The sequence below is a fragment of the Mycobacterium zoologicum genome, from assembly GCF_020181635.2.
In the GTDB taxonomy this organism is placed as follows: domain Bacteria; phylum Actinomycetota; class Actinomycetes; order Mycobacteriales; family Mycobacteriaceae; genus Mycobacterium; species Mycobacterium zoologicum.
Genome location: NZ_JAYJJS010000013.1, coordinates 97,523 through 109,737 on the forward strand (window position 1 = coordinate 97,523; position 12,215 = coordinate 109,737).

Consider the following 12,215-nt stretch of genomic DNA (forward strand, 5'->3'; position numbering starts at 1 on the left):
TTCTTCTTTGGCCCGGTCCGGGGCGGGCCCCGGCGTGCGTTCAGCGTAAAGTGTGCCACCACGCCCGGGGGGGGATTGGCGACCGGCGGCGCCGCTCCTGCTTCAGTGGGCGCCCTACCACCCTTTGATGAGGAGCAACCTCGTGACCATGAACACCGTCGCACTCGAGCTGGTGCCGCCGAATGTCGACCGCGGTCTCGGGTACGCCGTCGAGGAGGCCCACAAGGTTCTGCGGTGCGCCGACGAGGCCGGTATCGAGGGCCGGATCCGGCACATCCTGATGCCGAGCATGATCGCCGAGGACGACGACCGGCCGATCGAGATGAAGCCCAAGCTCGACGTGCTCGACTTCTGGCGGGCCATCACCCCGGAGCTGCCCGACATGGCTGGGTTGTGCACCCAGGTCACCGCGTTCTCCGACGAGACGACGCTGCGTGCCCGGCTGGGGGAGATGACCACCGCCGGCATCGAGGGCGTGGTGTTCGTCGGGGTGCCCCGGACCATGGCCGACGGCGAGGGCTCGGGAGTGCCGCCCACCGATGCGTTGGCGACGTTTCGGGCGGACGTGCCCAACCGCGGCGTCATCCTGATCCCCACCCGCACCGAGGAGATCGGCCGGTTCAACTTCAAGTGCGAGCGCGGCGCGACGTTCGGGTTGTGCCAGCTGCTGTACTCCGATGCGATCGTGCCGTTTCTGACCGAGTTCGCCCGGCACAGCGATGCGCGCCCGGAGATTCTGCTGTCGTTCGGTTTCGTGCCGACGTTCGAGAACCGGGTCGGGCTGATCAACTGGCTGATCCAGGACCCGGGCAATGCGGCGGTGGCCGCCGAGCAGGAGTTCGTCATGAAGCTCGCCGCCAGTGAACCCGAGCAGCGCCGCACGCTCATGCTCGACCTCTACAAGCGGGTGATCGACGGAGTCGCCGACCTCGGCTTCCCGCTGAGCATTCATCTGGAGGCGACCTACGGGGTGTCCGGGGCGGCCTTCACCACGTTCGCGCAGATGCTCGAGTACTGGTCGCCTTAGTCGTCGGCCGGGGCGCGCAACCGGGGCGAACGATCCCGGCCGAGCCAGGCGATCAGCGCCACCCCGCCGGCGGCGACCAGCGTGGACAGCGCCAGCCACAGTGCGGCGTGCACGAAGGAGCGGGTGCTGGGATCGGTGTAGCGGGCCTGGGCGCTCATCGTGCTCACCACGCCCGGCTTGAGTTTCCAGCGCACCATGTCGGTATTGATGTATTCGCCGTTGGTGGAGGTCACCTCGCCGGGGAACGCGACGGTCAGCTCGACGTCGGCCTCCGGGTCGTTCAGTGAGGTGAGGTCCACCCGGCCCTCCAGGATCACCAGGTTGCCGGCCCGGCGCAGGGCGAGGTTGACGCCGGCCGCGTCGCGGTTCATTTCGGCCAGCTGCGGCAGTTCGGCGAAGGTCAGGTCGGAGAACACCGCCTGGGAGCCGACGTAGCCGTCGCGCTTGTAGCTCGAAATCGAGACCTTCTGCGGGAACGGCAGGTCGGCGCTGAGCTTGGGGCCGGTGTCGGCGTCATTGCGCGGTACCGCGGCGACGACGATCTGGCCCGACACCTGGTCGTCGGCGGAGACGGTGATGCTGGCTTTGATCCGTACGCACCCAACCGTCATCGGCGCCGTGAGCAACAACAGGCCGGCGATCGCGAGCAGTCGTCGGGTTGCGGTGAACCGTCGGACGGGCGTGGGGGAATGCCGTACATGCACGGACGTCATCGTGCCAGACCCGGCGGTTCAGCGAGGCGCTGACGGTGGGGCGGACGGCTGTTCCAGCGGCAGGGTTCGGCCCAGGATGGCGAATGGCCGGGGATCTCCGGTGAAGTTGTGGCCACGGATGACGTCGACGAATCCCAGCCGGCGGTAGAGCCGCCAGGCGCGGTTGCGCTCGCCGCTGATCTCCGGTGTCGACAGCAGCACGTTGGCCTCCGGCCGCCCCGACAGCAGTCGCCGCGCGAGCGCCTCGCCCAGGCCGTCGCCCTGTGCACTAGGTATGACGTGCAGTTCGGTCAGCTCGAAGTAGTTGGTCATCAGCAGGGTGATGTCGGATTGGGGCACGCCCCGGCGCCGGAGGCCGAGCACCACCTGCTGCTGCCACCACTGGTCGGATGACCCGCTGTAGCCATAGGCGACCCCGAGTAGATCGGTGTCCTCCACGGCGGCCACCGCCCGCCAGCCGCGCCGGCGGGTGTGCTCCAGCCACATCGCGGCCCGCTGGTTCTCGGTGCCCGGCGGATACCCCATGGCCGTGACGTACACGCGCAGTGCCTCGCCGAGGCGCTCGGCCATCCCTTCGGGGGGCAGGTCGATGAGGAGTCTCGGCAACGTGCAGGGTCCTCTCCCGGTCGATGATCACGAATGCGCGGCTACAATTGAACGAAGCCTGTGGTACGACGCAGGCCGACCTCGTATTATCAGTGTTAGTTGCCCGCATCGATGACGTATCCACGCGGCGGGCAGTGATTTTTTGTGACCGGTCGTCGACAAGGAGGGACGAATGCCACTCTCCGATCATGAGCAGCGCATGCTCGATGAGATCGAGAGCGCCCTCTATGCGGAGGACCCGAAGTTCGCGTCCAGCGTTCGCGGGGGCGGATTGCGCACGCCCACCACCCGACGTCGGGTGCAGGGCTTGGTGCTGTTCGTGGTGGGCTTGTTGATGCTGGTCTCGGGCATCCCGTTCTATGCGACGGTCAACCCCGGTTTCTTGATCGTGAGCGTGGTGGGCTTCGTGGTCATGTTCGCCGGCGTGGTGTTCGCGATCACCGGGAATCAATCCGTCCACGAGGCCGCGCCGAAGGGCAGCGGCGGTCCACAGCGCCGGGTCAAGGGCGGCAGCGGCACCTTCGCCAGTCGCATGGAAGACCGGTTCCGCCGCCGTTTCGAGCCGTAACCCACATTTGACGTGAAAGGGCAGCCCCGCGGGGCTGCCCTTTTCTGTGCGCCGGGCACCGGGGCCTCCCAGTGAGCCCCACCGTTCTCCGCCTCCGACCCCTCCATCCCGGCGAGTGTGCGTTCTCGTCGGAATGCCAGCCGTCGAGGCGAGAAAACCGCTCACTCGGCGTCGTTCCCGCTTCTGGGGGTCGGTCCAATGGTGGGCGCGCCCCCTACCCCCGCCCCACTGGGCCCCACCGTCGGGCCCCACTCGTCCCCACTTCCTCCCCACTGGGTTCGACCAGGCGTTTTCTGCCGTCGACGCACTGGTTGCGCCCGGCTCAAACCGGTATCAACGCCCAGGAGTGGGGAGCGGGGGCAACTTGTGCCCTAGAAATGGTGCGTAGTGGGTCAAAGTGGGGTATCGTGGGCTAACGTTGTTGACTTGAGGGGGAGGTGCCCAATGTTTCTCGGCACCTACACGCCCAAGCTCGACGACAAGGGGCGGCTGACACTGCCCGCCAAGTTCCGCGACGCACTGGCAGGGGGGTTGATGGTCACCAAGAGCCAAGACCACAGCCTGGCCGTGTACCCGCGGGCCGAGTTCGAGCAGGTGGCGCGCCGGGCGGCCAGCGCATCGCGCAGCAACCCCGACGCCCGGGCCTTCCTGCGCAACCTGGCCGCGGCCACCGATGAGCAGCACCCCGACGGCCAAGGCCGGATCACGCTGTCGGCCGACCACCGCCGCTACGCCAACCTGTCCAAGGAGTGCGTGGTGATCGGATCGGTCGACTATCTCGAGATCTGGGACGCCCAGGCGTGGAACGACTACCAGCAGACCCATGAAGAGAACTTCTCCGCGGCCAGCGATGAAGCACTCAGCGACATCATCTGAGGCGCCCGCCCGTGCCTCGTGGCCTCTGTCCGAACCGACCCTGACGTACTTCCCCAACGTCAGGTTCGTGCAGTCGGGCAGGGACCTCGAGGCAGGGGCCCGACGATCGCAAGCGCGGCGGAGCCGGACGTTGCGGATCGACGGCAGATTGCGGCGAATCTGCCAGAGCGGACGGGGAGGTGTTGCGGTGGCCGAGCAGGGTGAATTCGGGCACGTGCCGGTCCTGCTGGAGCGTTGCGTCGAGCTGCTGGCTCCCGCATTGACCCGGGTGTCTCCCGACGGATCGGGTGCGACGCTGGTGGACGCCACACTGGGCGCCGGCGGGCACGCCGAACGATTCCTCGCCGACTTTCCCGGCCTGCGGCTGATCGGCCTGGACCGCGACCCCACCGCCCTGGACATCGCCGGTAATCGCTTGTCGCGTTTCGCTGATCGCCTCACCACGGTGCGCACCCGCTACGACGGGATCGCCAACGCGCTGACGGAATCGGGGCTTGCCGCCACCGGCTCGATCGACGGCGTGCTGTTCGATCTGGGTGTCTCGTCGATGCAGCTCGACCGGGTCGAGCGGGGATTCTCCTACTCCCACGACGCCCCGTTGGACATGCGGATGGATCCGCAAGGCGAGCTGACGGCCGCCGACATTCTCAACACCTATGACGCGGCTGCGCTCACCGACATCCTGCGCCGCTACGGCGAGGAGCGTTTCGCGTCCCGGATCGCAACGCGCATCGTCCGCCGTCGGGAGCAGACGCCGTTCACCTCGACCGGCGAGCTGACCGCACTTCTCTACGAGGCGATTCCGGCGCCGGCTCGGCGTACCGGCGGGCATCCGGCGAAGCGGACCTTCCAGGCGCTGCGGATCGCCGTCAACGGTGAACTCGACTCGTTGCGCGCTGCGGTTCCGGCCGCGCTGAACGCCCTGGTGGTGGGTGGGCGCATCGCGGTGATGGCCTACCAATCGCTGGAGGACCGGATCGTCAAGCAGGTGTTCGCCGCGGCGACCGCGTCCCGCACGCCGGCCGGCCTGCCGGTCGAATTGCCTGGTGACGAAGCAAGATTCACGGCGCTGACGCGTGGCGCCGAGCAGGCTGAACCGGATGAGATCGAGCGGAACCCGCGGGCCGGTTCGGTCCGGCTGCGGGCCGCCCAGCGGGTGCAGGCCGGGCTGATCGTGGCACCGAGGGGGAGATGATGGCGACCAAGCGCAAGCCCGCGCAGCGGCAGGGTGACCGCCGCCGGGGTCCCGAGGGCGCAACCCGCGCCGGGTCGCGCCGGGCGGGTGACACCGCAGCGAACCGGCGGATCCGCCGGCCGCACGCGACGGCCACCGCGCCGGGCCGCGAAACCCGGCCGCGGTCCGGACCGCAGAACACCGCTGGCCCGCGCCCCGACGCCCGGCCGGCGCCGCCGAAGAGCACCAAGCAGGCCAAGGCGCGCGCCAAGGCGCGAAAGGCCAAGGCTCCCAAGGTAGTACGCGTACCGTTGCGTGAACGCCTGATCACCCGGCTGGCCTCGGTCGACCTGCGCCCGCGCACGCTTGCGGCCAAGGTCCCGTTCGTCGTGCTGATCATCGGTGCGCTCGGCATCGGGCTGGGGATCACATTGTGGCTCTCGACGGACGCCGCCGAACGCTCCTATCAGTTGGGCAGCATCAAGGAACGCAATCGCGTTCTGCTGCAGCAGAAGGAAGCCCTCGAACGCGACGTGCTCACCAAAGAGTCCGCGCCCGCACTTGCCGAGGCGGCCCGCGAACTGGGCATGATTCCGACCCGCGACACCGCGCATCTGGTCCAGGACCCGGTGGGCAACTGGGTGGTCGTCGGGGTTCCCAAGCCCGCCGAAGGTGTGCCGCCGCCGCCGCTGAACACCAAGCTGCCCGACGACCGGCCGACGCCTGCTGAGGTGCCGGTTCGGGTGCCGGTCGCCGTCGCCAAGCCGCCGGCTCCGCATCTGCCCGACGCCGGGATGCCGCCGGCCGGTGTGCCCGGTGCCCCCCTGACCATTCCCGGCCTGTCCGGGACGCCGCTGCTCGGTCCGGCGCCGGGACCCGGGGTGGACACCCTGCCGGTCGCCGTGCTGCCGGGGCCGGTGTCGCCGCCCGAGTCGGTTCTGCCGCCGGGGCAGGTGCTGCCGCCCGAGTCCGTTCTGCCGCCCGCGGCCGTCCTGCCGCCGGAGGCCGTTCTACCGCCCGAGCCGCTGCCTGGGCCGCCTGACGCGGTGGTGGTGCCGGCGGCGCCCGGAGCGCTGCGATGAGACGGCCCGGCTCGGCGAAAGCCCCCAAGCAGTCCAAGGCTCCGAAAGGGGCAGTGGCAGAGGGGCGTTCGGCGCGGGACCGTCGTACCCGCACGGCGACCGAACTGGGCGGGCGCAGCGCGTCATTTGCCTTCCGGCAGCGCATCGGCAATGCCGTCATCCTGCTGGTGCTGGCGCTGGCGGCGGCACAGCTGTTCTATCTGCAGGTGCCCGAAGCCTCCGGGCTGCGGGCCGAAGCTGCCGGGCAGCTCAAGGTCACCGATGTCGAGCCGGCCATGCGCGGCGACATCGTCGACCGCAACGGCGATAAGCTGGCGTTCACCATCGAGGCCCGCGCGCTGACCTTCCAGCCGATCAAGGTGGGCAAGATGCTCGCCGAGGCGAAGAAGAAGAGCGCCGCCGCCCCCGACCCGGAGCGCCGGCTACAGGAGATCGCCAAGGAGATCGCCCAGCGACTCGGCGACAAGACCGACTCCGCGAAGCTGCTCAAGAAGCTGCACAGCAAAGAGACGTTCGTCTATCTGGCCCGCGCCGTCGACCCGGCGCTGGCCGAGGCGATCAGCGACAAGTTCCCGGAGGTCGGCAGCGAACGCCAGGACCTGCGGCAGTATCCAGGCGGGTCGCTGGCGGCCAATATCGTCGGCGGCATCGACTGGGACGGCCACGGCCTGCTGGGCCTGGAGGACTCGATGGACGCCGTGCTGGCCGGAACCGACGGGTCGGTCACCTACGACCGCGGCTCCGACGGAGTGGTGATTCCGGGCAGTTACCGCAACCGGCACCGGGCGGTCAATGGGTCCACAGTCCAGCTCACCCTCGATGACGACATCCAGTTCTATGTCCAGCAGCAAGTGCAGCAGGCCAAGAACGTCACAGGTTCCCGCAACGTCACGGCGGTGGTGCTGGATGCCAAGACCGGTGAGGTGCTGGCGATGGCCGGCGACAACACCTTCGACCCGTCGCAGGACATCGGCCGCCAGGAGGACCGCCAACTCGGCAATCTCGCGGTGTCGACGCCGTTCGAGCCGGGCTCGGTGAACAAGATCGTCACCGCGGCATCGGTGATCGAGTACGGCCTGTCCAACCCCGACGAGGTCCTGCAGGTTCCCGGCTCCATCAACGTCGCCGACGTCACCGTCGGTGACGCCTGGGAGCACGGCGTCGCGCCCTACACCACCACCGGGATCTTCGGTAAGTCCTCCAACGTGGGCACCCTGATGCTGGCGCAGCGGGTGGGGCCGGAGCGCTGGTTCGACATGGTGGGGAAGTTCGGACTCGGGCAGCGCACCGGCGTGGGGCTGCCCGGGGAGAGCGCCGGGCTGGTGCCGCCGGTCGACCAATGGTCGGGCAGCTCGTTCGCGAACCTGCCTATCGGTCAAGGTCTTTCGATGACACTGCTGCAGATGGCCGGCATGTACCAGGCGATCGCCAACGACGGGGTGCGGATCGCGCCGCGCATCGTCAAGTCGACCGTCGCCCCCGACGGCACCCGCACCGAGGAGCCGAGGCCCGAAGGCGTCCAGGTGGTCTCCGCCACGACGGCTCAGACCGTGCGCAACATGCTGCGGTCGGTGGTGCAGCGCGACCCGACCGGCGTCCAGCAGGGCACCGGTTGGCAGGCCGCCGTGGACGGTTACCAGATCGCCGGAAAGACCGGCACCGCGCAGCAGATCAACTCCGGTTGCGGCTGCTACTACGACGACGTCTACTGGATCACGTTCGCCGGGATGGCTCCCGCCGAGAATCCGCGCTACGTGATCGGGCTGATGATGGACAACCCGCACCGGGCCGCTGACGGTTCACCCGGTACCTCGGCCGCGCCGCTGTTCCACAACATCGCCGCCTGGCTGTTGCAGCGCCACAATGTGCCGCTGTCTCCGGATCCGGGACCACCGCTGCTCCTGCAGGCGATGTAACCGGTCGGACTGGTCGAGCCGGGCAATGGGGGACCCGGCGCCGAAAGTCGGATCGCCTGCGCCGTTGTTGCCGCCCGGCTGGGTAGTCTCAGGTCCGATCCAGAGGAGTTGATCGCAGCGGACGGAGGTGACGGCGGTGTCTGCCGCAATGCGCCCAGATGTCGGTGGAGGCACGCCGTTGCCGGAGCTGGCCGCCCGGATCGGGGCGGTCGCGGTGACCGGTGAGGTGGTGCCGCCGCTGCCGATCACCGGTTTGACCCTGCGGGCTCAGGACGTGCAGCCCGGTGACCTGTTCGCCGCGCTGCCCGGCGCCAAGACCCACGGCGCGCGGTTCGTCGCCGATGCGGTGGCGCGCGGTGCGGTGGCGATACTCTCCGACGGAGCTGGAGTCACCGAGATCGGGAGTGCCGCAACGGCACCCGGTATACCCGTGGTGGTGCACCCGGCCCCGCGTGCGGTGCTCGGGGAGCTGGCCGCCGCGGTTTACGGGCACCCCTGTGAACGCCTGGGCCTGATCGGGATCACCGGAACATCCGGCAAGACCACCACCGCCTATCTGGTCGAGGCCGGGCTGCGCGCCGCCGGCCGCACCGCCGGGCTGATCGGCACGGTCGGCGTCCGGATAGACGGGGTCGACCTGCCCAGTGCGCTGACCACCCCGGAGGCCCCGGCGCTGCAGGCGCTGCTGGCGCTGATGGCCCAGCGCGGGGTGGACACCGCGGTCATGGAGGTGTCGAGTCACGCGCTGAGCCTGGGCCGGGTGGACGGATCGCGGTTCGCGGTGGGCGGCTTCACCAACCTGTCCCGCGACCACCTGGACTTCCACCCGACCATGGCCGACTACTTCGAGGCCAAGGCACGGCTGTTCGACCCGGCGTCGCCGTTGCACGCCGCCGTGTCGGTGGTCTGTGTCGACGACGAGGCCGGTGCGGCGATGGCCGCGCGTGCGGCGTCGCCGGTGACCGTCAGTGCGACGGGCCGCCCGGCGGAGTGGCGCCTGGAATCGGTTGACGCCGGTTCGGGGCCGGCTGCTCAAGAGTTCACCGTGGTCGATCCCGCCGGCGTGCACCACCTGATCGGCATCGGTCTTCCCGGCGACTACAACATCGCCAACTGCCTTGTGGCGCTGGCAATTCTGGACTCGGTCGGTGTCTCCCCGGAACAGGCCGCGCCCGGATTGCGCGATGCTCGGGTGCCCGGACGCATGGAGCCCGTCGACCGCGGTCAGAGTTTCCTGGCGCTGGTCGACTACGCGCACAAGCCGGGTGCGCTGGAGGCGGTGTTGACCACGCTGCGCGGCGAACTGGCGGACACCGATGGTCGGCTGGCCGTGGTGTTCGGTGCCGGCGGGGACCGCGACCACGGCAAGCGCACCCCGATGGGACAGATCGCCGCGGAACTCGCCGACCTGGTCGTCGTCACCGACGACAACCCGCGCAGCGAGGACCCCGCCGACATCCGCCGGACCATCCTGGCCGGGGCCCAAGCCGGTTCGGCGCAGACGGTCGAGATCGGCGACCGCCGGACCGCCATCGAGTACGCGGCGGGCTGGGCGCGTCCCGGCGACGTGGTGCTGATCGCCGGCAAGGGCCATGAGACCGGGCAGACCGCCGGCGGGCAGACCCAACCGTTCGACGATCGCGTCGAACTCGCCGCGGTGCTGGAGCGGCTCGGATGATCGAGCTGAGCCTCACCGAGATCGCCGATATCGTCGGTGGCCGGTTGGCCGACGTCACCGCCGACGCTGCCGCGAACACCTACATCACCGGCACGGTGGAGTTCGATTCCCGCCGGATCACGCCGGGATCGTTGTTTCTGGCGCTGCCGGGTGCGCGCGCCGACGGCCACGACCACGCGGCCGCCGCGGTGGACGCCGGTGCGGTGGCGGTGCTTGCCGCGCGCCCGGTCGGGGTGCCGGCCATCGTTGTAGATCCAGCCGAACCCGCATCTTTCAGCCGGTCCGGCGCGCTGGAACACGACGACGAGGCCGGATCCGGTGCCGCCGTGCTGGCCGCCCTGGCCTCTCTGGCCGCGGCGGTGGCCGCCAGGCTGGTGGCCCGCGGGCTGAGAATCGTCGGCGTCACCGGATCGTCGGGCAAGACCTCCACCAAGGACCTGATCGCCGCGGTACTGGCGCCGCTGGGCCAGGTGGTGGCCCCGCCCGGCTCGTTCAACAACGAACTGGGCCACCCGTGGACGGTGCTGCGCGCCGATGAGGACACCGACTTTCTGGTGCTGGAACTCTCGGCGCGGCATCGCGGCAATATCGCCGCGCTGGCGGCCATCGCGCCGCCGCAGGTGGCGGTGGTGCTCAACGTCGGAACCGCGCACCTGGGTGAGTTCGGTTCGCGGCAGGCGATAGCCGACACCAAAGCCGAACTCGCCCAAGCTGTTCCGGAGTCCGGCGTGGTGATCCTCAACGTCGACGATTCGGCGGTGGCAGCGATGGCCGACAAGACCGATGCCCGGGTGGTGCGAGTCAGCCGCGCCCCCGCCGATGTGTGGGCCGGCCCGGTGGCGCTCGACGAGCTGGCCCGCCCGCGCTTCACCCTGCACGCCGGCGCGCGCGGTGAGGCCGAGATAGCGCTCGGAGTTTCCGGCGAGCACCAGGTCGGCAACGCGCTGTGTGCGGCCGCCGTCGCGCTGGAATGCGGTGCCACCCCACAGCAGGTGGCCACCGCCCTGGCCTCTGCCGGACCGGCGTCGCAGCACCGCATGCACGTCAGCACCCGCGTCGACGGGGTGACGGTTATCGACGACGCCTACAACGCCAATCCCGACTCCATGCGCGCGGCATTGCAGGCGCTGGTCTGGATCGCCCGCGGCGAGGGGGTGACGGAGCGGCGCAGCTGGGCGGTGCTCGGGGAGATGGCTGAGCTGGGCGAGGACGCGATATCCGAGCATGACCGCATCGGACGGCTGGCGGTGCGCTTAGATGTGTCTCGTCTGATAGTGGTCGGAGTGGGGAGATCGATGGGCGCGATGCACCACGGCGCGGTCATGGAGGGGTCGTGGGGCTCGGAAGCGACGGCGGTAGACGACGTCGACGCCGCCCTGGCCCTGTTGCGTGCCGAACTCGAACCCGGCGACGTGGTGCTGGTCAAGGCGTCCAACTCGGCCGGGCTGACCGCTCTGGCTGACGCGCTGACCAGCGAGGATCGAGGGGATCGCGGATGATAATGATCCTGGTCGCGGCCGGTGTCGCGTTGTTGGTGGCGATCCTGCTGACCCCGGTGCTGATCCGGCTGTTCACCAAGCAGGGGTTCGGGCAGGAGATCCGCGAGGACGGCCCGGCCAGCCACCAGAGCAAGCGCGGCACACCGTCGATGGGTGGCGTTGCGATCGTGGCTGGGCTGTGGGCGGGTTATCTGACCGCGCAGCTGGCCGGCCTGGTGTTCTACGGTACCGGGCCGACGGCCTCGGGCCTGCTGGTGCTGGGCCTGGCCACCGCGTTGGGGGTGGTGGGCTTCATCGACGACCTGATCAAGATCCGCCGGTCGCGCAACCTGGGCCTGAACAAGACCGCCAAGACCGTCGGGCAGGTCACCGCGGCCACCCTGTTCGGTCTGCTGGTACTCGGCTTCCGCAACGGTTCGGGCCTGACGCCGGGATCCCAGCAGCTGTCCTACGTGCGCGAAATCGCCACCGTCACGTTGCCGGCGGCGGTGTTCGTGCTGTTCGTCATCCTGATCGTCAGTGCCTGGTCGAACGCGGTGAACTTCACCGACGGCCTCGACGGGCTGGCGGCGGGGTCCATGGCGATGGTCAGCGGCGCTTACGTGCTGATCACCGTCATGCAGCACCGCAACGCGTGTGCGATAGCACCCGAGCTGGGCTGCTACAACGTCCGCGATCCGCTGGACCTGGCGCTGATCGCCGCGGCGACCGCGGGCGCCTGCATCGGATTCCTATGGTGGAACGCCGCGCCGGCGAAGATCTTCATGGGCGACACCGGCTCGCTGGCACTGGGCGGGATCATCGCCGGGTTGTCGATCACCACCCGCACCGAGATTCTCGCGGTGGTGCTCGGCGGGCTGTTCGTCGCCGAGATCACCTCGGTGGTGGTGCAGATCGTGGCGTTCCGCAGCACCGGCCGCCGGGTGTTCCGGATGGCGCCGTTCCATCACCACTTCGAGCTGGCGGGCTGGGCCGAGACCACGGTGATCATCCGGTTCTGGCTGCTGACCGCCATCGCCTGCGGGCTGGGTGTCTCGATGTTCTACGGCGAGTGGTTCACCGCCGTCGGAGGCTGA

Annotated in this window: 11 protein-coding genes; 9 read left to right on the top strand and 2 right to left on the bottom strand. The window is 69.5% G+C overall.

Translation table 11 applies throughout. The annotated features are described in order from the left end of the window. The first annotated feature begins 142 nt into the window (after window positions 1-142). Entirely contained in the window at window positions 143-1,027 is an 885-nt protein-coding gene (locus tag K6T84_RS12630; protein ID WP_304621334.1) for a mycobacterial-type methylenetetrahydrofolate reductase, read from the top strand. On the opposite strand, the gene K6T84_RS12635 is transcribed toward K6T84_RS12630, so the two are convergent. Both K6T84_RS12635 and K6T84_RS12640 read right to left on the bottom strand, forming a co-directional pair. Beyond that, a complete protein-coding gene (locus K6T84_RS12635) occupies window positions 1,024-1,740 on the bottom strand; it encodes an LppM family (lipo)protein (RefSeq protein WP_225401843.1) in 717 nt (238 codons plus the stop codon). The two genes, K6T84_RS12630 and K6T84_RS12635, sit on opposite strands and share 4 nt — an antisense overlap. Window positions 1,741-1,758: 18 nt before the next feature. Further along, a complete protein-coding gene (locus tag K6T84_RS12640) occupies window positions 1,759-2,346 on the bottom strand; it encodes a GNAT family N-acetyltransferase (protein ID WP_224865421.1) in 588 nt (195 codons plus the stop codon). Between the two features lie 172 nt (window positions 2,347-2,518). Here K6T84_RS12640 and K6T84_RS12645 point away from each other — a divergent pair, with 172 nt between their 5' ends. From K6T84_RS12645 to mraY, 8 genes are all read left to right on the top strand, one after another. Beyond that, window positions 2,519-2,914 carry an SCO2097 family morphological protein gene (locus tag K6T84_RS12645; RefSeq protein ID WP_224865422.1) on the top strand — a complete coding sequence of 132 codons (396 nt, stop codon included), beginning with the start codon at window positions 2,519-2,521 and terminating at the stop codon, window positions 2,912-2,914. A 444-nt stretch (window positions 2,915-3,358) separates the two neighbouring features. Beyond that, window positions 3,359-3,790 carry a division/cell wall cluster transcriptional repressor MraZ gene (mraZ, locus tag K6T84_RS12650; RefSeq protein WP_224865423.1) on the top strand — a complete coding sequence of 144 codons (432 nt, stop codon included), beginning with the start codon at window positions 3,359-3,361 and terminating at the stop codon, window positions 3,788-3,790. After that, window positions 3,765-4,985 carry a 16S rRNA (cytosine(1402)-N(4))-methyltransferase RsmH gene (gene rsmH / locus K6T84_RS12655; protein ID WP_225401844.1) on the top strand — a complete coding sequence of 407 codons (1,221 nt, stop codon included), beginning with the start codon at window positions 3,765-3,767 and terminating at the stop codon, window positions 4,983-4,985. The genes mraZ and rsmH overlap by 26 nt, the downstream gene beginning before the upstream one ends. Next, the gene (gene ftsL / locus K6T84_RS12660; RefSeq protein ID WP_408066101.1) at window positions 4,982-6,046 is read left to right on the top strand and encodes a cell division protein FtsL; all 1,065 of its coding nucleotides are present in this window, start codon (window positions 4,982-4,984) and stop codon (window positions 6,044-6,046) included. Before rsmH ends, ftsL begins: the two co-directional genes overlap by 4 nt. Further along, a complete protein-coding gene (locus K6T84_RS12665) occupies window positions 6,043-7,962 on the top strand; it encodes a peptidoglycan D,D-transpeptidase FtsI family protein (protein ID WP_224865425.1) in 1,920 nt (639 codons plus the stop codon). Before ftsL ends, K6T84_RS12665 begins: the two co-directional genes overlap by 4 nt. 148 nt (window positions 7,963-8,110) lie before the next feature. Then, window positions 8,111-9,640, top strand: a complete 1,530-nt coding sequence (locus tag K6T84_RS12670; protein WP_225401997.1) for a UDP-N-acetylmuramoyl-L-alanyl-D-glutamate--2,6-diaminopimelate ligase — start codon at window positions 8,111-8,113, stop codon at window positions 9,638-9,640. After that, window positions 9,637-11,139: a UDP-N-acetylmuramoyl-tripeptide--D-alanyl-D-alanine ligase gene (locus tag K6T84_RS12675; protein ID WP_225401846.1), complete on the top strand. Its 1,503-nt coding sequence runs from the start codon at window positions 9,637-9,639 to the stop codon at window positions 11,137-11,139. The genes K6T84_RS12670 and K6T84_RS12675 overlap by 4 nt, the downstream gene beginning before the upstream one ends. Next, window positions 11,136-12,215: a phospho-N-acetylmuramoyl-pentapeptide-transferase gene (gene mraY, locus K6T84_RS12680; protein WP_224865427.1), complete on the top strand. Its 1,080-nt coding sequence runs from the start codon at window positions 11,136-11,138 to the stop codon at window positions 12,213-12,215. Before K6T84_RS12675 ends, mraY begins: the two co-directional genes overlap by 4 nt.

Coding starts and splice junctions, on each gene's coding strand:
- K6T84_RS12675 (WP_225401846.1), top strand. CDS start 9,637: ATGATCGAGCTGAGCCTCACCGAGATCGCCGATATCGTCGGTGGCCGG.
- rsmH (WP_225401844.1), top strand. CDS start 3,765: ATGAAGCACTCAGCGACATCATCTGAGGCGCCCGCCCGTGCCTCGTGG.
- K6T84_RS12635 (WP_225401843.1), bottom strand. CDS start 1,740: ATGACGTCCGTGCATGTACGGCATTCCCCCACGCCCGTCCGACGGTTC.
- mraY (WP_224865427.1), top strand. CDS start 11,136: ATGATAATGATCCTGGTCGCGGCCGGTGTCGCGTTGTTGGTGGCGATC.
- K6T84_RS12670 (WP_225401997.1), top strand. CDS start 8,111: ATGCGCCCAGATGTCGGTGGAGGCACGCCGTTGCCGGAGCTGGCCGCC.
- mraZ (WP_224865423.1), top strand. CDS start 3,359: ATGTTTCTCGGCACCTACACGCCCAAGCTCGACGACAAGGGGCGGCTG.
- K6T84_RS12665 (WP_224865425.1), top strand. CDS start 6,043: ATGAGACGGCCCGGCTCGGCGAAAGCCCCCAAGCAGTCCAAGGCTCCG.
- ftsL (WP_408066101.1), top strand. CDS start 4,982: ATGATGGCGACCAAGCGCAAGCCCGCGCAGCGGCAGGGTGACCGCCGC.
- K6T84_RS12645 (WP_224865422.1), top strand. CDS start 2,519: ATGCCACTCTCCGATCATGAGCAGCGCATGCTCGATGAGATCGAGAGC.